Annotated in this window: 18 protein-coding genes and 4 tRNA genes; 11 read left to right on the plus strand and 11 right to left on the minus strand. The window is 65.5% G+C overall.

Annotated elements, in window-relative coordinates; translation table 11 throughout:
- Positions 1 to 12 precede the first annotated feature (12 nt).
- From DIS04_RS12505 to flgB, 7 genes are all read right to left on the minus strand, one after another.
- Positions 13 to 672 (minus strand): flagellar basal body L-ring protein FlgH, encoded by a 660-nt coding sequence (locus DIS04_RS12505; RefSeq protein ID WP_245904560.1) that lies wholly within the window; start codon positions 670 to 672, stop codon positions 13 to 15.
- 102 nt (positions 673 to 774) lie between these two features.
- Entirely contained in the window at positions 775 to 1557 is a 783-nt protein-coding gene (flgG, locus tag DIS04_RS12510; protein ID WP_111414118.1) for a flagellar basal-body rod protein FlgG, read from the minus strand.
- A gap of 24 nt (positions 1558 to 1581) precedes the next feature.
- On the minus strand, positions 1582 to 2337 hold the full coding sequence (locus DIS04_RS12515; RefSeq protein WP_111414119.1) for a flagellar basal body rod protein FlgF: 756 nt from the start codon (positions 2335 to 2337) through the stop codon (positions 1582 to 1584).
- A 31-nt stretch (positions 2338 to 2368) separates the two neighbouring features.
- A complete protein-coding gene (flgE, locus tag DIS04_RS12520; RefSeq protein WP_111414120.1) occupies positions 2369 to 3634 on the minus strand; it encodes a flagellar hook protein FlgE in 1266 nt (421 codons plus the stop codon).
- 67 nt (positions 3635 to 3701) lie between these two features.
- A complete protein-coding gene (gene flgD / locus DIS04_RS12525) occupies positions 3702 to 4394 on the minus strand; it encodes a flagellar hook assembly protein FlgD (protein WP_111414121.1) in 693 nt (230 codons plus the stop codon).
- 5 nt (positions 4395 to 4399) lie between these two features.
- The gene (gene flgC / locus DIS04_RS12530; RefSeq protein WP_111414122.1) at positions 4400 to 4807 is read right to left on the minus strand and encodes a flagellar basal body rod protein FlgC; all 408 of its coding nucleotides are present in this window, start codon (positions 4805 to 4807) and stop codon (positions 4400 to 4402) included.
- 31 nt (positions 4808 to 4838) lie between these two features.
- Complete coding sequence (gene flgB, locus DIS04_RS12535) at positions 4839 to 5252, minus strand: flagellar basal body rod protein FlgB (protein ID WP_111414123.1); 414 nt, start codon at positions 5250 to 5252, stop codon at positions 4839 to 4841.
- A 181-nt stretch (positions 5253 to 5433) separates the two neighbouring features.
- Here flgB and flgA point away from each other — a divergent pair, with 181 nt between their 5' ends.
- From flgA to DIS04_RS12550, 3 genes are all read left to right on the plus strand, one after another.
- Positions 5434 to 6117 carry a flagellar basal body P-ring formation chaperone FlgA gene (gene flgA / locus DIS04_RS12540; protein ID WP_111414124.1) on the plus strand — a complete coding sequence of 228 codons (684 nt, stop codon included), beginning with the start codon at positions 5434 to 5436 and terminating at the stop codon, positions 6115 to 6117.
- Between the two features lie 137 nt (positions 6118 to 6254).
- Entirely contained in the window at positions 6255 to 6536 is a 282-nt protein-coding gene (gene flgM / locus DIS04_RS12545; RefSeq protein ID WP_111414125.1) for a flagellar biosynthesis anti-sigma factor FlgM, read from the plus strand.
- Positions 6533 to 6982, plus strand: coding sequence for a flagella synthesis protein FlgN (locus DIS04_RS12550; protein ID WP_111414126.1), 450 nt, complete (start codon positions 6533 to 6535; stop codon positions 6980 to 6982). Before flgM ends, DIS04_RS12550 begins: the two co-directional genes overlap by 4 nt.
- Positions 6983 to 7176: 194 nt before the next feature.
- Here the strand turns inward: DIS04_RS12550 and DIS04_RS12555 are convergent, their stop codons facing one another.
- Positions 7177 to 9180 (minus strand): sensor domain-containing diguanylate cyclase, encoded by a 2004-nt coding sequence (locus DIS04_RS12555; RefSeq protein ID WP_340148172.1) that lies wholly within the window; start codon positions 9178 to 9180, stop codon positions 7177 to 7179.
- Positions 9181 to 9456: 276 nt separating this feature from the next.
- On the opposite strand from DIS04_RS12555, the gene DIS04_RS12560 reads away from it, so the two are divergent.
- The gene (locus DIS04_RS12560; protein WP_162623057.1) at positions 9457 to 11202 is read left to right on the plus strand and encodes a putative bifunctional diguanylate cyclase/phosphodiesterase; all 1746 of its coding nucleotides are present in this window, start codon (positions 9457 to 9459) and stop codon (positions 11200 to 11202) included.
- 24 nt (positions 11203 to 11226) lie between these two features.
- Here the strand turns inward: DIS04_RS12560 and DIS04_RS12565 are convergent, their stop codons facing one another.
- The gene (locus DIS04_RS12565) at positions 11227 to 12651 is read right to left on the minus strand and encodes an amidase (protein ID WP_111414128.1); all 1425 of its coding nucleotides are present in this window, start codon (positions 12649 to 12651) and stop codon (positions 11227 to 11229) included.
- A 367-nt stretch (positions 12652 to 13018) separates the two neighbouring features.
- Here DIS04_RS12565 and DIS04_RS12570 point away from each other — a divergent pair, with 367 nt between their 5' ends.
- The gene (locus tag DIS04_RS12570) at positions 13019 to 13261 is read left to right on the plus strand and encodes a hypothetical protein (protein ID WP_111414129.1); all 243 of its coding nucleotides are present in this window, start codon (positions 13019 to 13021) and stop codon (positions 13259 to 13261) included.
- Positions 13262 to 13323: 62 nt separating this feature from the next.
- Here DIS04_RS12570 and DIS04_RS12575 read toward each other — a convergent pair whose 3' ends face one another.
- The gene (locus tag DIS04_RS12575; protein WP_111414130.1) at positions 13324 to 14103 is read right to left on the minus strand and encodes a Crp/Fnr family transcriptional regulator; all 780 of its coding nucleotides are present in this window, start codon (positions 14101 to 14103) and stop codon (positions 13324 to 13326) included.
- Positions 14104 to 14321: 218 nt separating this feature from the next.
- Positions 14322 to 14397: transfer RNA gene (locus DIS04_RS12580), tRNA-Ala, on the minus strand.
- A gap of 258 nt (positions 14398 to 14655) precedes the next feature.
- On the opposite strand from DIS04_RS12580, the gene uvrY reads away from it, so the two are divergent.
- The 6 genes from uvrY (at position 14656) to DIS04_RS12610 (ending at position 18169) form a co-directional block, all read left to right on the plus strand.
- Positions 14656 to 15303, plus strand: coding sequence for a UvrY/SirA/GacA family response regulator transcription factor (uvrY, locus tag DIS04_RS12585; RefSeq protein ID WP_111414131.1), 648 nt, complete (start codon positions 14656 to 14658; stop codon positions 15301 to 15303).
- Positions 15304 to 15352: 49 nt separating this feature from the next.
- Positions 15353 to 17167 carry an excinuclease ABC subunit UvrC gene (uvrC, locus tag DIS04_RS12590; RefSeq protein ID WP_111414132.1) on the plus strand — a complete coding sequence of 605 codons (1815 nt, stop codon included), beginning with the start codon at positions 15353 to 15355 and terminating at the stop codon, positions 17165 to 17167.
- A 68-nt stretch (positions 17168 to 17235) separates the two neighbouring features.
- Entirely contained in the window at positions 17236 to 17784 is a 549-nt protein-coding gene (gene pgsA, locus DIS04_RS12595) for a CDP-diacylglycerol--glycerol-3-phosphate 3-phosphatidyltransferase (RefSeq protein WP_111414133.1), read from the plus strand.
- Between the two features lie 70 nt (positions 17785 to 17854).
- A tRNA-Gly gene (locus tag DIS04_RS12600) sits at positions 17855 to 17929 on the plus strand.
- A 39-nt stretch (positions 17930 to 17968) separates the two neighbouring features.
- Positions 17969 to 18042 (plus strand) — tRNA-Cys (locus DIS04_RS12605).
- A 40-nt stretch (positions 18043 to 18082) separates the two neighbouring features.
- Positions 18083 to 18169, plus strand: a tRNA-Leu gene (locus tag DIS04_RS12610).
- The last annotated feature ends 49 nt before the right edge of the window (positions 18170 to 18218 follow it).

The following is an 18218-nucleotide window of genomic DNA, read 5'->3' on the forward strand; positions in this document are numbered from 1 at the left end:
TAGCTCATCGCATCAGAAAGGCGAGATGTTGAGGAAGAAGCGCTGCATCCAGCCCATGTACTGCGCCTCGTTGATGTAGCCGTTGCCGACGTATTCGATACGGGCATCGGCGACGGCGGTCGAGGGCACGGTGTTCTGGCCGGTGATGGCGCGCGGGTTGACCACCCCGGAGAAGCGGATGAACTCCACCCCCTGGTTGATGGCGATCTGCTTCTCGCCCCGCACCCGCAGGTTGCCGTTGTGCATCACCTCGAGCACCGAGACGGTAATGGTGCCGGTGAAGCTGTTGTTGGCCTGGGAGCCGCCACCGCCGGCAAAATCGCTTTCGCCGGAGAGATCGAAGCCGTACTCGGCCAGGCGCTCCAGGGCGTCGGGCAACTCGGCCAGGTCGAGGCTGGCCGAGCCGCTGCGATCCATGTTGGAGCGCGAGTTCTTGCTGGCACTGACCTCCTCGTCGAGCACGATGGTCAGGATGTCGCCCACCATGCGCGGTCGACGATCCTCGAACAGCGGCTGAACCCCGCGATGCGCCTGGTAGATGGAGCCATTGGCCATCCGCGGCGGCGGCTCGACGATGTTGATCTGTTCCTGCTCGCCGACCACCGAGGCGCGCGGCACCTGGGCGCAGCCGCCCAACGCCAGCATGGCGATGGCAAGAATCGCGATGGTCATCCTTGCGGTCAAGACCCCCGCCCTCGAATCAGTACCCTTACCTTTCATGCTTGCTCGCTTCCGGCCGAACCGTTCAGGCCAAGGTGTGGCATTGGTCGTCGATCACAGCTGGCTCAGGCGCGCCAGCATCTCGTCGCTGGTCTGCACGGCGCGGCTGTTGATCTCATAGGCCCGCTGGGTCTGGATCATGCTGACCATCTCCTCCACCACATTGACGTTGGAGGTCTCCACATAGCCCTGAAGCAGCCTGCCCGCCCCGTTCATGCCCGGCATGGCCTCGTTGCGCGGGCCCGACGAGGTGGTCTCGCGATAGAGGTTGCCGCCGATGCTCTCCAGGCCGGTCGCGTTGACGAAGGTGGAGACGGTGATCTGGCCCACCTCCAGCGCCTGGTTCACGCCCGGCTGGGTCACCGAGACGATGCCGTCCTCGCCGATGGAGATCGACAGGGCGTTGTCGGGAATGATGATGGCCGGCTCGAGCGGGTAGCCGTTGGCATTGACCATCTGGCCGTTCTCGTTGAGCTGGAAGCTGCCGTCACGGGTATAGGCCGTGGAGCCATCCGGCATCAGCACCTGGAAGAAGCCGTTGCCGTTGATCGCCAGGTCACGCGAGTTCTCGGTCTGCTCGAGCCCGCCCTGGCTGTGCAGCCGTTCGGTGGCCACCGGACGCACGCCGGTACCGACCTGCATGCCCGAGGGCAGGCGGTTCTGCACGTCGTTCTGCGCACCGGGCTGACGCAGGTTCTGGTAGAGCAGATCCTCGAATACCGCCCGCGAACGCTTGAAGCCGTTGGTGCTGACGTTGGCCAGGTTGTTGGAGATGACATCCAGCTTGACCTGCTGGGATTCCAGGCCGGTCTTGGCCGTCCACAGTGACTTGATCATATTCGTTTTCCTTGGAGAGCCTCATCAGCCCTGGATGGAGAGCAGATTGTTGGCCCGCTGGGCGTTCTCGTCGGCGGTGCTGATCGCCTTCATCTGCATTTCATAGCGCTTGGCCACGTCGATCATGGCGACCATCGCCTCCACCGCGCTGACGTTGCTGCCTTCCAGTGCACCGCTGGCAACCCGGGCTTCCTCGTCGGCCTGCAGTGCGGCGACCTCGCCCTCGGCATCGGGTGGCATGCGAAACAGCCCGTCGTCGCCACGCTGCAGGTTCTGCTGCGGGGTGACCAGCTTGAGCTTGCCGACATCGACCAGGGCCTCGGGCCCCTCGCCTTCGCCGATGGCGCTTAGGGTCCCGTCGGCACCGACGCTGACGCTCGAGCCCAGCGGCACGACGATGGGGCCGCCGTCGCCGATCACCGGGCGACCCGCGACGCTGACCAGGCCGTTGCCGTCCACCTGCAGATCGCCGCGGCGGGTATAGGCCTCGGTACCGTCGTCCGCCTGCACGGCGAGCCAGGCATCGCCCTCCATCGCCACGTCAAGCTCGCGGCCGGTGTGGGTGATCGGCCCCGGGGTGAAGTCGCTGCCCGGAGTGGTCGCCGCGACCGAAACGCGAGTCGGCAGCGCCGCATCGCCCTGAACCGGCACGGCGCGCATGGCATGCAACTGGGCGCGGAAGCCGCTGGTCGAGACGTTGGACAGGTTGTGACTGACCACCGCCTGCTGGTCCATGCTCTGCTTGGCGCCGCTCATGGCGGTGTAGAGGATACGGTCCACGGATTGGCTCCCTTGAGGCTCGAGTCAGCGCTTAGCGCAGGTTGATCGCGGTCTGCAGGAGCTCGTCCTGGGTCTTGATCGTCTGCGAGTTGGCCTGGTAGGCCCGCTGCGCCACGATCATGTTGACCAGCTCGCGCGACATGTCGACGTTGGAGGTCTCGATCGCCCCCGAAACGACGCTGCCCAGCAGGCCGCTACCCGGCGCGCCGACCAGCTCCTGGCCCGACTCGCTGGAAGCGCGCCAGACGTTGTCGCCGGCAGGCGTCAGGCCCTCGGGGTTGCGGAAGCTCGCCAGGGCGACCTGGCCGGCGGGGCGCGACTCCTCGTTGGAGTAGTTGCGCATGATGGTGCCGTCCTCGTCGATGGTGATACCCACCAGGGTGCCGGAGGTATAGCCGTTCTGGGTCAGGTTGCTGACGGTGGAGCTGTTGCCGAACTGGGTGGTGCCGGCCAGATTGAGATCGAAGGTGAGGTCGTCCGGTTCGCCGCCGAGATAATCGGCTGCAGGGAACGCGATACCAGCAATCGCGCCATTGCCATCGACATCGCCGACACCGTTGCGCAACTTGCCGTTGCTGTCGAACTGGACGGAGTACTCGGTCACGTTACCGGCGCCATCGTCCAGCGTGGTGCCGTCGAGCGTCATCCTGGCGGTCCACTCGTTGGCTGCCTCCTTCTCGTAATACACGGTAATGTTGCGCGGATTGCCGAGCGAGTCGTAGACGGTAAAGTTGTTGGAATAGTGGTAGTCGATCATGGCCGGGTCACCCGCCGAGTCGGTCGCTTCCACCGTGCTCAGGTCATCCCCCGTCACCTTGCGCGCATCCAGGTTGAGGGTGGTGCCGACACGGGTAGTGGCACTCGCCGCCAGCTCCTCGGCGGAGACGTTCAGCGGCTGCGGCTGGCCGCCCACCTGGACCTGACCGGCAGCGTTGAGCCCATAGCCCATGATCTGGAAGCCCTGGGCGTTGACCAGGTCGCCGTCGGAGGTCATCGAGAGCTGGCCGTTGCGCGAGTAGACCACCTCGCCGCTGGTATCCGTGTAGCGGAAGAAGCCGTCGCCGGCCACCGCCAGGTCCAGGTTGCGGTCGGTCGATTCGACGTTGCCTTCGTTGAAGTTCTGCAGCACGGCCGATACCCGCGTGCCCAGGCCGACCTTGGAGTTGGCGAAGACGTCGGAGAACTGGACGTTGGAGCCCTTGAAACCCACGGTCTGGGAGTTGGCGATGTTGTTGCCGATGGTGCCCAACTTCTGCGACTGGGAATTCAAGCCGCTCAATGCTTGTGAAAAGCTCATTTTCGTTCCTCTGCCTACCGGCTGAAAGTGCCGCTATGCGCGGTTCTCGTATTCAGAAAAAGTCCGTTCAAAGAATCTGCTTGACTTCGTCGAGGCCGACCTGGCCGTAGACGGCACCCAGGTCCAGCTTCACGCCACCATTCTTGTCCGGCGGCGTCACCCCACCGACCACGGCGTAGTTCAGCGTCGTGCCGTCGATCTTCTCGTCGCCGCTGGTGGCCTCGACCTGCACTCGATAGGAGCCCGGCACCGCCAGCTCCCCCTCGCTGGTGCGACCGTCCCAGGTGAAGGAGTCCACGCCCGCCTTGGCCGAGCCGATGTCATAACGGTTGATCACCTGGCCGCTGGCGTTGGTGATGGTCACCGCCACGTTGTCGGCCGACTGGGGGAGTTCGATGCCGAACGGAGTGGTATGCGACTCGCCGTTCTCATCGTGCTCGAGCAGCACCCGGTCGCCGGGCACCAGCACACCCTTGCCGATCAAACCGGAGGCCTGCAGGGCCTGCCCGGCGTTCATCTGGTCGGTGATGCCCGAGAGGGTCTCGTTGAGATCCTCGATGCCGCTGACGGTATTGATCTGCGCCAGCTGGCTGGTCATCTCGTGGTTGTCCATCGGCTCGAGCGGATCCTGATGCTGCATCTGGGCAATCAGCAGGGTCATGAAGTTGTTGCGAAGGTCGGCGGACTGGCTGGCATCACGGGCGGAGGGGCCGCCCTGGTTCATGCGCGTGACGACATTGGCGTCGATGGTAGTGGCCATTTCGATCAGCCCTCGCCCAGCGTGAGTGTCTTGAGCATCATCTGCTTGCTCGTGTTCATGACTTCGACGTTGGCCTGGTAGGAGCGCGACGCCGAGATCATGTTGACCATTTCATGCACCGGCTCGACGTTGGGCATCGAAACGTAGCCCTCCTCATCGGCCAGCGGGTGCTCGGGGCGGTACTCCAGGCGCAGCGGCGAGGAGTCCTCGACCACTTCGCGCACACCGACACCGCCAACGCCGCGGCCACCCTGCAGGCGCGACTCGAACATGACCTGCTTGGCCCGGTAGGCCTCGCCGTCCGGCCCGGCCACGCTGTCGGCGTTGGCCAGGTTGCTGGCGGTGACGTTCATTCGCTGCGACTGGGCGCTCATGGCCGAGCCGGCGATATCGAACACGGAGAACATCGACATGGTAAGCTCTCTCTTCGTCTGATCCGGTCAGTTATTCCGGCTGCATGGCATTCTTCAGCCCCTGGATGCGGCTGTTGATCATGGTCAGCGCCGCCTGGTATCGCACCGCGTTGTCGGCGAACTGGGTCCGCTCGCGGTCCATGTCCACGGTGTTGCCATCCAGGCTGGGCTGGTCGGGGACGCGGTAGAGCAGTTCGTGACCCGGTGCCGCCATGGCCTGACCCGCCAGATGCCGCTCGGAGGTGCGGGCCAGCGACAGCCCGCCGCCGGTCGACCGCCCCTGCTCGACCGCCTTCTTCAGTTCACTGCCGAAGTCGATGTCGCGCGCCTTGTAGTTGGGCGTATCGGCATTGGCAATGTTGCTCGCCAGGATCTGGTGACGCTGCTGACGCAGGCCCAGCGCCTGCTGGTGGTAATTAAAGGCGGCCTCGAGCTGGTCGATCATGCCGGCACTCCCCGTGCAAACCCAATGGATGACATGCGGAACTTCCTGAGGTTGAAGAATAGCGATGCCAGTGTCATGTCAATGGCAGGAACAGACCGGTTTTCCTCGTTCAATTCCACTGTTTCACGCCACCGCCTGGGGCTAGAATTCGCCCATCACCCCTGCTGGACGGCCTTGCCTCATGCGCCTGACCCGCCTCGCCCTGCTGCTTCCGCTGGCCGTGCTGCCGCTGCCTGCAAGCGCCGCGGACGACGACACCGAACTGCTGCAAGCCGTGCACGCGTTCCTGCACGAGGAAGCGAGCGAGCTCGGCGATGAGCTGATCATCGAACTGAACCTGCCCTCTGCCAGGCTGCCGGCCTGTGAATCCCCGCAGCCCTTCCTGGCGCGCCCGGGCAACGTTCCCCTGGGGCGTGTATCCGTGGGTGTACGCTGCGGCAAGGATGGTCGGCAGGTGCGCTACCTGCAGGCCGAAATCGGCGCGGTGGGCGAATATCCGGTTCTCAACACCTCACTGGCGGCGGGCGAGACCGTTCGACGCGAACACCTCGCCATGCAGTCGGGAAATCTGGCCGACCTGCCGAACCGCGCCCTGCTCGATGCCGAGGAAATCGTCGGCCAGGTGGCGACACGCCCGATCGACCCGGAGCAGCCCCTGCAGGCACACCAGTTCCGCAGCCTGCCGCTGGTGGAGCGAAATCAGCGTGTCGTGGTCGAGGCGAGGGGTGAGGCGTTTCGCGTCACTCGCGAGGGGCAGGCGCTGGAACCGGGAAGCCTCGGCGATCGCATCCGCGTTCGCTTCACCAATCGCGAAGTCGTGACGGCAGAAGTGGCCGGTGACGGCGTTCTTGTCGTAGACTTCTGAAACCGCCACTCATCGATGAACTGCACCGGGCCAGGCAGGCGCAACGCCGCCGCGGCAACCTGCTGGGAATACCGCCCTAAAGTTATCCGTCGCGCTGCCGATAGCAGGTGAAAGTATCCGGTCATGAGGCCATTAACGTGAAGATCAACAGCCAGAACCCCCTGACTCGCCCGACCCAGACGACACCGCGCGAGGAGACCCAGCCGGTCAAGGGCGCCACCTCTTCGGCACAGCAGGAGCCTGCTCCGTCGGCCGCCACCCACCTCAGCCAGAAGGCCGCCGATGGCTCGCGCGACATCGACATGGCGCGGGTCGAGGAAATTCGTGATGCCATTCGCGAGGGGCGGCTGGAAATCCGTGCCGACCGCATTGCCGATGCGCTGATCGAATCCCTGGCGGCGGAGAGAGGCGGCGAATGAGCCTGGCGAAACTTCTCCAGGAACAGCAGCAACGCCTGAGCGGTGTCATCGAACTGCTTCTGCGCGAGCGGGAGATGCTGGCGGGCGCGGAAATCGATGGCGACGCGCTCGGCGAGATCGCCGGGCACAAGCAGGCACTGCTGGCGAAACTGGAAGCCAGCGAGACGCTGCGCCAAGGCGTGCAGCAGCGCCTCGGCTATGCCAGCGACGCGGCAGGCGCGCGGCAGGCGGCGGCCGACGCCGGCTGCGAGCCCGCCTGGAACCAGACCCTGGAGTTGACCCGTGAAGCCCAGCGCCTCAATACGCTGAACGGCAAGCTGGTGGAGCTGCGCATGGAGCAGAACACACGCCTGCTGGCATTCATCCACCAGGCCGCCGAAAAGACCGTGTACCGCCCCAGCGGGCGCGTGGCCGCCCAGTCGGGACGCATCAACGCCTCGGTCTAGCGCCGGCTCCCGACGTCCCTGTCATTGTCCTTCTTCCTTCTCCTTCTTCCTGCTGTTCTGTTCTCTCTCCCTCAGCCATCGCCCAGCCCGCCTCTCACTGGCCGAGCCGTCAGGCCGGCCGCTGAAGCCGGCGCAACGGCGCCGGCACTGCACCGGGGCATGGGGTCGGCCCGCTCTGAAGGGCGTTCGCCTCGCTACCACAGGCTGTCGATCAGATCGTCATCGAAGGTGGAGAGCACCACGGTATTGCGCCCCTCTGCCTTGGCCTTGTAGCTCGCCTCATCGGCACGGGCGAGTACGCTCTCGACCGATTCGTCCCCCTCCTGCAGCGCGGTGACCCCCATGCTCAGCGTGATGCTGTAGGTCTTGTCCTCATTGGTCACGGTGACCTCGGACACGGCGCGACGCAGCGACTCGGCGATCTCGCCTGCCTGCTTGATGGTGCAGCTGGGCAGCAGGACGGCGAATTCGTCCCCTCCCTGGCGGGCGACGTGGTCGCTGCGCCGCACTTCCCAGGCCACCACCTGGGCGACCCGGCGCAGCATCTCGTCACCGAGAGCGTGCCCGCCCTCGTCGTTGATCGGCTTGAAGTGGTCGAGGTCGAACAGGATCAGCACCGAGGGCGTACCGGTCTTGGCGTACTCCGCCAGCGCCTCTTCCAGGCGCCGCTCGAAACCACGCCGATTGAGCAGGCCGGTCAAGGGGTCGTGTTCGGCCTCCCAGCGCTGCAGCGCCTCCTGCTGACGTCGCTCGGTGATGTCCTTCACCATGCCCACGAAACCCAGCGACTGCTCGTTGCCCTGAACCTGGCTGGCATGCACCTCGACCCACAGCGTAACCCCGTTCGGGTGCAGGAAGCGCAGCTGCCGCACGAAGTCGCTGCCGGTGGCCAGGGTATGTCGCCACATGTCCTCGGTGCCCTGCTTGTCGGCGGGATGGATGCGCTCCCACCACTCCCTGGCGCTATGCACCGCGTCGAGCCCGAGCAGCTCGAGCAGGGCCGGGTTCAGGTAGTTGAGGCGACCATTCAGGTCCGCCACGAACATGCCGATGGGGGTCGAGCCGAGTACCGCATCGAGAAACGCCTGGCGATCGCGCAGGTGTTCGAGCGCCGCCAGCCGCTCATGTTCGAGCCGATTGAAACTGCTGGCCACCTGGCGCAGCTCATGCATGTTGGTGGAGAGTTCCAGGTAGCGCCGCTCGCCTGCACCGACCTGGGCGATCTGCCGTTCGAGCCGGTGCAGAGGGCTCAGCAGCCGCCTGACCAGAAGGCGCATGGTGATCAGCATCATGATCGCCAGTACCAGCCAGGCCCACCACAGCCGCCCCAGGAAATCGCCCAGGGGTTGGCGCACCTGGGCCTGGGGGATTGCCACCTTGACGATCCAGTTGGCCGGCCAGATCTGGCGATAGGACATCAGGGTCTGGGTGCCGTCGCTTCCATGAGTGACCGTTTCGCCCTGCCACCCGTCCAGGGCGAGCTGTCGCACCGAGGCATCGCCGAGGTCATCTTCCAGAGCCACTGACGAGGCCTGACGACGCGGATGAAAGAGCCGTTCACCCGCTGCGGAGAAGACCGACACGTAGCCATCCTCGCCCAGGCGAAGGGTCTCCAAGCGGCGGAACAGGCCACCGTCAGCGAGGTTGATCATGCCGCCGACCACGCCGGCGAAGTGCCCCCGCTCATCGAAGCGCGGCACCAGCATGAGCACCAGGGAATCACCGCTCGCCCTGCCGGTGAAGGGCCGGCTCACGTAGGGCCAGGGCGAATGCCGGATCATGCGGAAGTATTCGGTGTCGGCGGTATCGAGCCCCACGCGACCAGGCACGACGGGCCAGTCGGCGACGACGCGCCCATCGGCGTCGGTCACCATCAGCCCCTCGAACCATTCCATCAGCACCTGGCTTTCCGCCAGGCGCTCCGCCAGCGCTTCCTCCTCGGCAGTCCGCAGGCCACGCTCGAGCCGCTGGAGTGCACCCAGCCTGCGCTCGACCTGTCGGGCCAGGTCATCGGCGATCAACTGCGATTCGTAGCGCAGATGCGAGACATTGGCCTCGTCGACGAGCCCCTTGCCGAATAGCCAGGCCAACATCAGGACGATGCCGACGATCACCAGCCAGGTCATGGCCAGCCCCGCAAGGAGGCGCCCCTGCAGCGAGCAGATCGAGCGAGCCAGGGACGCGATACGTAACGTCACGTGCGATGAATTCCTCTGGAGGAAAAGAATGAGGCCTGTCGGCTTCTGTAGATAAAGGTGCCTTGCTTCTTGGAAGCCCCGCATGGAAACGGGCGTTACCATTGGTTATCGGCACGTCCGAAGCGAACTTGAGACTTGCAAAGGCATCAAAGCATGTTACTCAACATAACGCCCCCACTCCTCAACGCAAGGAGGGTGCGATGCTCAAGTCCTGGCGCGAAAGGACGATATAGACCTGGCAATCGTTCCGAACTCAACTTTACCGAAGCCGTCCTGATGACCCACAATGGTAAACGCCCCCCGGGCAAGCAGCTGCATGTCCTGGCCCAGCATCCTGCTCGACTGGTGCAGCATGCCTTCGAGCAGAGCCAGACCGGCATGGTCATCACCGATGGCGATGGCATCATCCTGCTGGTCAACGATGCCTTCTGCCGCATCGCCGGTGTCGATAGCGCCGAAACGACCGGCTGGCCAATCGAGCACTTCTATCTCTCCCGGCGCACCCCCTCCCACCTGCCCGTCACCGCCGATGCCACCCCCGGGCTGACGCACTCATGGCAGCAGGAAGTGCTGTGTCGCCGCGCCGACGGGGAATCGCTGCCGGTGCTGATGACCGTCGATGCCATGCTCGACGAGCACCAGCAGCCGCGCCATTTCCTGCATACCTTCGTCCAGCTCACCAGCGCCAATGGCGAGGTGCTCGACGACCGTCACTGGATACACATCGATCCCATCACCGGGCTGCCCAACTGGCTGTTGTTGCGGGACCGACTGAACCACGCCCTGGCCCAGGCCGAGCGCGCCGACACCACCCTGGCGCTGCTGTTCATCGATATCGATCGGTTCAAGGCCGTCAACGATTCGGTGGGCCATGTCGAGGGCGATCGCATGCTGGGCGAGCTGGCCCAGCGCCTGCAGCGCGGGGTGCGCAGCAAGGACACCCTGGCGCGGCTCGGCAGCGACCAGTTCGTGGTGCTGCTGGAGAAGGACGGCACCCCCGAGGCGGCACAGCTGGTGGCGGAGCGTCTGCAGGAGGCCCTCGAGCCACCTTTCACCGCGGGCGATCGCTACCTGCTGATGACGGCCTCGGTCGGCATCGCGCTCTATCCCACCGATGCGCAGGATGTCGAGACACTGCTCACGGCGGCACGCAGCGCCATGTTCACTGCCCGCAGGAAGGGGCCCGGCCGCCTGGCCTTCGTCGATCATCGGTTGACGGCACAACTCAGGCAGAAGTACCGACTCGAGAGCCAGCTCAGTGAAGCCATCCATCTGCCCGACCACCACTTCGAGCTGCACTACCAGCCGGAGCTCGATCGCCGCAGCCTTCACTGCACCGGCATGGATGCGGTACTGCGCTGGAAACGGCCCTCGCGCTGGCCGCACCCGCCGGGGCACTATCTGGACACCCTCGCCCGCCTGGGGCTTGGGGTGCGTCTCAACCGCTGGATGATCCAGACGGCCATCGCCGACCACCGACGCTGGCAGGACACCGACTCCCCGCTGGGGAGGCTGCCGGTTTCCATTCAACTGTGCGAGTCGCACCTGGCCCAGGACACCTTCGACCATCGACCGCTGGACCACTTCCTGCGTCACCAGGGACTCAGCTCCTTCGACTGGCTGACCCTGAAAGTCCCGGCCTACGGGCTTGGCAGCGACCTGGACAAGGCGAGCCACCTGCTGAAGCGGCTCGAGCGGCTCGGCATCCGCCTCGCCGTGGAGGGCTTCGGCAGTCACGCCCTCGACCTTGCCTGGCTGTCTCGCCTGCGCTTCCACAAGGCCAGCGTGGATGCCCGAATGGCAGGGATGGCCCATGGCGGCCGACGCCTGGTGGAGGCCTCGTGCCGCATGCTGAATGCCCTGGACATCGAGCCCGTGCTCGTCGGCCTCGACGAGGAAAGCCTGGCTGCCAGGCTGGAGGGAGTCTCCGCACGCCTCGTCCAGGGCGACCTGTACGGCCCGCCCATGGCGGCGACAGCACTGGCGCAGTGGCTCGAGGAGCATGGGCCCGCCGACGAGTGACAGGCCAGGCCATCGGCGGCGGCGCTAGCCGCCCTCACCGCGGCACGCCGCGTCGAGCGCCCCGGGAAACTGTGGCGGGCAGGCTGCAAGGTAGGCCGCGCTGACCCTCAGCACGCGAGCGTCGTCATGCTTGCCCCCCGCCAACTGGAAGCCGACGGGCAGGCCATCCGACGTGAAACCGCAGGGCACGGAGGCCGCCGGCTGTTGGCTGAGGTTGAACGGGTACGAGAACGGCGCCCACTCCTCCCAATCGCGCATGCCGGCCCCGGGCGGCACGTCGTGGTTGAGGGGAAAGGGGCGTACCGCCACCGAGGGCGTCATGACCAGGTGGTAACGCTGGTTGAAGTGCTCGAGCCGCTCCGTCAACCGCGCTCTCTCCTTGTGCGCGTAGAACATGTCCAGCGCACTCAACCGTTCGGCGCGCTTCGCATCGGCTACCAGGCCCGGGTCGAGCTGGCGGCGCTGCCGTTCATCGTGTTCACGGTAGACCGCCAGCGAAGCGGTGAACCAGAGCGTGTTGAAGATGCGGATCGGCGATTCGAAGCCGGGGTCCACCTCCACCACCTCGGCGCCGAGCTCCGCGAGCCGACCGGCTGCCCTGCGCACGCATTCCGCCACCTCGGGCTCCACCCGGGCATAGCCCAGGGTGGGCGAATAGGCGATGCGCATGCCCTCGATGCCCCGGCCCAGTTCCTCGCCCCAATCCTGCGGCTGCCCGCGCAGGGCGTAGGGGTCGCGATAGTCGTAGCGCCCGATCACGTTCAGCATCCGGGCCGCATCGGTTACCGTTCGCGTCAATGGCCCCAGATGCGAAAGTGAGGCCTCCTTGGAGCGCGGCCACTCGGGCACCCAGCCAAAGGTGGGCTTGAAGCCGAACACGCCGCAGAACGACGCGGGTATGCGAATCGAGCCCCCCGAATCGCCGCCCTGGTGAAGTACCCCCATGTTGAGCGCCGCTGCCACCGCCGCGCCGCCCGAGGAGCCCCCCGGCGTCAACCGGGTGTCCCACGGGTTGGCCGTCGCGCCGAAGATGCGGTTGTCGGTGATCGCCTTCCAGCCGAACTCCGGGGTGTTGGTCTTTCCCAGGATCACCGCCCCCGCCTCTCGCAGCAGGCGCGCCGGAGGGGAATCCCGTTCGCAGGGCGCGGCCGATTCCGTCAGCGATCCCTTGCGCGCCGGCAGGCCGCGTGATTCGGTCAGGTCCTTCAACGAGACGGGGACGCCATCGATATGGCTGAGAGGACGCCCCTCGCGCCAGCGCCGGGTCGACGCCTCGGCGGCGGCTTCTGCGCCCTCGCGGTCGACCACCACGTAGGCATTGACGCCGGGGTTGAAACGGTCGATACGCTCGAGTGCGGCTCTCGCCGCCTCGAGGGGGGAAGCCGCGCCGCTCGCGAAGCAGTCGCGAAGCTGGCCTGCCTCCATGGTGCCGAGATCGGTGTCGCTCACGAGAACCTCCGTTTTCCAGTGAGTGCTCCTGTGAGTGTGGGAAAAAACCGCCTCGATGGGCAAATGGCCGAGCCACACGCGACAGTGATGCCCGGCATCTGGCGGCATGCAGGGTGAGGCTTTCGTCGTCGGCGAAGCAGCCACATCGCTTCATGCCACGCCAAAAGAGCGCATCTCGTCTTTCCTCCGTGAAGACGCTCCCCGGGCCGGCATCTTCCGGCACCGCGTGGTGGCCAAGGGGGATGAGCGTGCCCCTGGCACTGTCGAGCCGACGCTGGAATGGCCGGCGCCGGGCAGCCGACTTTGTATCCGTGCGTTTCAAGAAGCTAGTCTTGGGTAAAGACAAGAACGAAGACGGGACAACGAGATGAAAACGGCCCTGGTGATCGCCACCTGCCTGGCCGGCATCGGCGCCGGCCTCTACCTGATCAACGATGCCAGGAACCAGGCACAGAGGGTGAGTCCGGAAGACCTGACACCCGACCAGCTGCGCTATTGCGAGAAGGTGGAGCAGTGGAATCGGGAGGAGATGCTCGATGTCGCGCCCAAGTGGCGCCTCGGCCACCCCGACGAGCAGGGCACCTATGCCCAGTGGTGCACGAAGAGATAGCCCCCGGGCGCAGAGGAGCGCCGCCGTCTCTCGGCCCCTACAGCGCCGCCGTCTCTCGGCCCCTACAGCGCCGCCGTCTCCAGCTGCGAAGTGCGCAGCAGCCCTGCCGCTACGTTATCCTCGAGGTGGAGATAGAGGGGATCGAACTCCCCGGCTTCCTGCAATTTTTGCCAGTCAGGTACGCTGAGATACCGCCTTCTGGTCTGTATCAGCCCGTTATCGCGAAGGGCCTTGAGCGCCCGGCTCATATGGACCGCGCTGATGCCGGTGGCATCCGCCAGGTTGGCCTGAGTGATGGGGAAATCGAAGGTACCGCCTTGCACGAGCCCCACCGCCTCCAGGCGCACCAGGAATTCGCAGAGCAGGTGAGCAATACGGGTGTAGGCATCGCGCCTTCCGACGTTGACGACCCATTCGCGCAGGATCGAGGCATCCACCAGCGTATCGCGCCAGAACGCAGCGGCGATACGCGGGTGGCGAGCGCATACCCGGCGCAGCTCCTCGACCTGGAAGAAACCGACCGTGCAGGGGCTGAGCGAGGCGATGCTGCAATCCATGCGCTTCAGGTACAGGGACTGCAGGTCCGGAATGTCGCCGGGAATGTGCAGGGCCATGATCTGGCGCTGGCCATCGGGGGTCAGCTTGTAGCTGCTGGCGTAACCTTCGAGAATCAGGAAGCACTGCAATGAGCTATCGCCGATGCGCACGATATCCCGGTTGGACTTGAGGTCGATGGCCTGGATGGGCAAGTCATGGAGCGCCTGGGTCTCCTCGTCGGACAGGGTGAACAGGCTGCCCAGCTTGAGAATCATCAGGGCGCTGAGAGAGTGACGATCGGACATTCTTGATGCTCCAGACCTGAGGCAGGGAATGAAGCATGGCTCGCTACAGTGTCGCTGCTAGTGGATCGAACCTAGTCGCCCGGGACACTACGCGCACCACCGCCACGTTGCCCATAACCTGTGTTAACAGGCTCGAGGAACGGGCCGCACAAGAACAGGCCGCACACGAAAAAGCCGCCTGGCGCGATGCGCCAGGCGGCTGATTCGTAAAAGCTTGTTGGTGGAGCCTAGCGGGATCGAACCGCTGACCTCAACACTGCCAGTGTTGCGCTCTCCCAGCTGAGCTAAGGCCCCACGCGCCCTCGACTCGCGAGAACGAGGCGTATCTTACCTATCGCGACCTACCTCGTCAACAGGGCCGCGTGACAACCTTCTTAGCGTTGAGAGAAAGCAAGAATCCACATGCCCGTTCAATTTCCCTTGTCCCACGAGTGTGGCAAGCTTGCATCTGATCCGAGGGCTCGGCGATCAAGCGCCCAACCCGAGCTGAAGCTCCGCCGCGACTGCCCGTCGGTCGCTGCCTGCGCTCCGTAATGACGAGGAATGTCAGACTTGATCAAGGTGCTCATTGTCGACGACCATCATCTGGTTCGCACCAGTCTTGCTCGCTTGCTCGAGAACGAAGAGGACATCGACGTGGTGGGCGAAGCCGCCAGCGGCGAGGAAGCCATCACCCTGTGCCGCCAGCTCGAGCCGGACGTGATCCTGATGGACCTGCGCATGCCGGGCATCGGCGGCCTGGAGGCGACCCGCAAGATCATGCGCAACAACACCGACGTGCGCATCCTGGCGCTGACCGGCTTCATGGAGGACAACTTCGCCCAGCGCATGCTCGACGCCGGCGCCGGCGGCTTCATCAGCAAGGACACCCAGGTACCGGACATGGTCGATGCCATCCGCAGCGTCTTTGCCGGGCACCGTTACATCAGCCCCGACATCGCCCAGCGCCTGGTGCTCTCGCGCTTCGACTCGGAAGAGAATCCGTTCGACCAGCTCTCCCAGCGGGAACTCCAGGTCGCCATGATGATCGTCAACTGCCAGCGGGTCTCGGAGATCTCCGACCGACTGTTCCTGAGCCCCAAGACGGTCAATACCTACCGCTACCGCATCTTCGAGAAGCTCGGCGTGCAGACCGACGTCGAGCTCACGCACCTGGGGCTGAAGCACGGCCTGATCGATGGGTTCGACACCGCCCACTGAGCCGGCGCATCTGGTAACCTATTGCCTCCTGCAGGACAACCAGAGCGCCATGACCTTCGATCCGCGGCAGTTCCTTGCCAACCTCACCCAGGCGCCCGGCATCTACCGGATGCTGGACGAGCGCGGCGACACCCTCTACGTGGGCAAGGCCAAGCGGCTGAAGGCCCGCCTGGCGAGCTACTTCCGCGGCGCGCTCAACACCAAGACCCAGGCCATGGTGACCCGTATCGCCGACGTCCAGGTCACGGTGACGCGCAGCGAGATCGAGGCCCTGCTGCTCGAGCAGACCCTGATCAAGGAGCTGCGTCCGCCCTACAACATCCTGCTGCGCGACGACAAGTCGTACCCCTTCGTGTTCGTCAGCGATCGCCACCCCTACCCCGCGCTGGAGTACAAGCGCGCCCGCCGGCGGCATGACGACGGCCGCTACCTGGGCCCCTACCCGAGCAGTGGCGCGGTACGCGAGAGCCTGTCGCTGATGCAGAAGATCTTTCGCATCCGCAACTGCGAGGACAGCGTCTTCGCCCACCGCACGCGCCCGTGCCTGCAGTATCAGATCCAGCGCTGCAGCGCGCCCTGCGTCGGCTACATCGGCGAAGCGGACTACCGGCGCGACCTCGAGCACGCGGTGATGTGCCTCGAGGGCCGCAGCGAGCAGGTGACCCAGGAACTGACCGAGGCGATGGAAGCCGCCAGCCGCAACCTCGCCTTCGAGGATGCCGCGCGCCTGCGCGACCAGATCCAGCACCTGCGCCAGCTGCAGCACCGCCAGTTCGTCGACACCGAGGGCGGCGACGCCGACGCCTTCGCCCTGGCCGAACGCGAAGGTGCGCTGTGCATCTCGGTGCTGTCGGTACGCCAGGGGCGGCTACTGGGCGCGCGGCACCATTCGCCGGACAACGGCCTCGGCCTCGAGGCCGCCGAGCTGCTGGGCGAGTTCGTCAGCCAGTACTATCTCGGCCAGGGGCGCGAGATCCCTCGCGAGGTGATCAGCAGCCTGCCCCTTCCCGACGCCGACATTCTGGAGAGCGCCTTGAGCAGCCGCGCCGAACGCCGCGTGCGCGTGACCCACAAGGTCCGCGGCCACCGCAGCCAGTGGCTCGAGCTGGCCCGCACCAATGCCGAACAGCAGCTCGCCAGTCGCCTGGCCAGCCAGAATGAACTCGAGCGCCGCTTCGACTCGCTGCAGCAGGCCCTGGCGCTGCCGGCGGCCGTCGAACGGCTCGAATGTTTCGACATCAGCCACAGCCACGGCGAAGCCACGGTGGCCTCCTGCGTGGTGTTCGACCGCAACGGCCCGCGCAAGTCGGATTACCGGCGCTTCAACATCGAGGGCGTGACGGCCGGTGACGACTACGCCGCCATGCGCCAGGCGCTGGAGCGGCGCTTTCGCCGTCTCGCCGAGGGCGAGGGCATCGCGCCGGACATCCTCCTGCTGGACGGCGGCAAGGGCCAGCTCAACCTGGCCCGGGAAGTGCTGGCCGAGCTGGGGCTAGGCAACGTGCGCCTGCTGGGCGTGGCCAAGGGCACCACGCGCAAGGCCGGCCTGGAGACACTGTTCATCGAGACGGTCGATCGCACCCTCGACCTGCCGTCGGCCTCGCCGGCCCTGCACCTGATCCAGCACGTGCGCGACGAGGCCCACCGCTTCGCCATCACCGGGCATCGCAACCGACGCGACAAGGCCCGCCGCAGCTCGGCGCTGGAGGAGATCGAGGGCATCGGGCCCAAGCGTCGCCGGGAACTGCTGCGCTTCTTCGGCGGCCTGCAGGGCGTGAAGCGGGCCAGCCGCGAAGAACTCGCCCGCGTCCCGGGTATCAGCGCCACCCTGGCCGAGACGATTCATCGCTCGCTGCATGGATGATGTCGCCCGGTACAGATAGAATGGGCCCACTTCGGCACTCCTGATCCAAGGCAAGGACCCCCCGTCACATGAACATCCCCAACATCCTGACGCTGGCCAGAATCGCCTTCATCCCGCTGCTGGTGGTGTTCTTCTATCTCCCTTACGCCTGGAGCATGCCGGTTGCGGCTGGCCTGTTCGCGCTGGCCTCGGTCACCGACTGGCTCGATGGCTACCTGGCGCGGCGCTGGAACCAGTCCACCCCTTTCGGCGCCTTTCTCGACCCGGTCGCGGACAAGCTGATGGTAGCCGTGGCCCTGGCCCTGCTGATCGAGCGCTTCGACAGTATCTGGCTGACACTGCCGGCCCTGGTGATCATCGGCCGCGAGATCGTGATCTCGGCGCTGCGCGAGTGGATGGCCGAAATGGGCAAGCGCGGCAGCGTGGCGGTCTCCTGGCTGGGCAAGGTCAAGACGACCCTGCAGATGATTGCCCTGCTGCTGCTGCTGGCCTTTGCCCCCGGCACGCAGTTCTCGCTGGTCGGCGTCGCCACCCTGCATGTCGCCGCGATCATGACGCTCTGGTCGATGATGATGTACCTTCGTGCGGCCTGGCCTCACCTGTCCCGCGCGATGTAGGCGCGCTCATCCGGCGCCAACAAGTGATTGACAGCAACCGGCTTATCCGTATAATTCGCTCTCGAGTCGAGCGGGAATAGCTCAGTGGTAGAGCATCGCCTTGCCAAGGCGAGGGTCGGGAGTTCGAATCTCCTTTCCCGCTCCAGATCTCTTCGGGAAGCACGAGAGACAAACGACTCATCGAGGCTGGATGGCAGAGTGGTCATGCAGCGGACTGCAACTCCGTGTACGCCGGTTCGATTCCGACTCCAGCCTCCATTCCTGACCCCCTTGTCAGCTGCCTGCTCGAAACCGTGCCGCCCGGATGGCGAAATTGGTAGACGCAAGAGACTTAAAATCTCTCGGTGGCAACACCGTGCCGGTTCGAGCCCGGCTCCGGGCACCAGGCTCTACGCTGTCCCCCTCGCCTCCCTATCCCGTCGGACACCTTTGCG

The sequence above is a fragment of the Billgrantia lactosivorans genome (assembly GCF_003254665.1).
Classification (GTDB): Bacteria; Pseudomonadota; Gammaproteobacteria; order Pseudomonadales; family Halomonadaceae; genus Halomonas; species Halomonas lactosivorans.

Excerpts from the sequence above, each read along its gene's own strand:
- uvrC (WP_111414132.1), top strand. The coding sequence starts at position 15,353 with ATGACCTTCGATCCGCGGCAGTTCCTTGCCAACCTCACCCAGGCGCCC.
- flgD (WP_111414121.1), bottom strand. The coding sequence starts at position 4,394 with ATGGCCACTACCATCGACGCCAATGTCGTCACGCGCATGAACCAGGGC.
- flgB (WP_111414123.1), bottom strand. The coding sequence starts at position 5,252 with ATGATCGACCAGCTCGAGGCCGCCTTTAATTACCACCAGCAGGCGCTG.
- DIS04_RS12570 (WP_111414129.1), top strand. The coding sequence starts at position 13,019 with ATGAAAACGGCCCTGGTGATCGCCACCTGCCTGGCCGGCATCGGCGCC.
- flgC (WP_111414122.1), bottom strand. The coding sequence starts at position 4,807 with ATGTCGATGTTCTCCGTGTTCGATATCGCCGGCTCGGCCATGAGCGCC.
- DIS04_RS12505 (WP_245904560.1), bottom strand. The coding sequence starts at position 672 with ATGACCATCGCGATTCTTGCCATCGCCATGCTGGCGTTGGGCGGCTGC.
- flgG (WP_111414118.1), bottom strand. The coding sequence starts at position 1,557 with ATGATCAAGTCACTGTGGACGGCCAAGACCGGCCTGGAATCCCAGCAG.
- flgA (WP_111414124.1), top strand. The coding sequence starts at position 5,434 with ATGCGCCTGACCCGCCTCGCCCTGCTGCTTCCGCTGGCCGTGCTGCCG.
- pgsA (WP_111414133.1), top strand. The coding sequence starts at position 17,236 with ATGAACATCCCCAACATCCTGACGCTGGCCAGAATCGCCTTCATCCCG.
- DIS04_RS12560 (WP_162623057.1), top strand. The coding sequence starts at position 9,457 with ATGACCCACAATGGTAAACGCCCCCCGGGCAAGCAGCTGCATGTCCTG.
- DIS04_RS12575 (WP_111414130.1), bottom strand. The coding sequence starts at position 14,103 with ATGTCCGATCGTCACTCTCTCAGCGCCCTGATGATTCTCAAGCTGGGC.
- flgE (WP_111414120.1), bottom strand. The coding sequence starts at position 3,634 with ATGAGCTTTTCACAAGCATTGAGCGGCTTGAATTCCCAGTCGCAGAAG.
- DIS04_RS12550 (WP_111414126.1), top strand. The coding sequence starts at position 6,533 with ATGAGCCTGGCGAAACTTCTCCAGGAACAGCAGCAACGCCTGAGCGGT.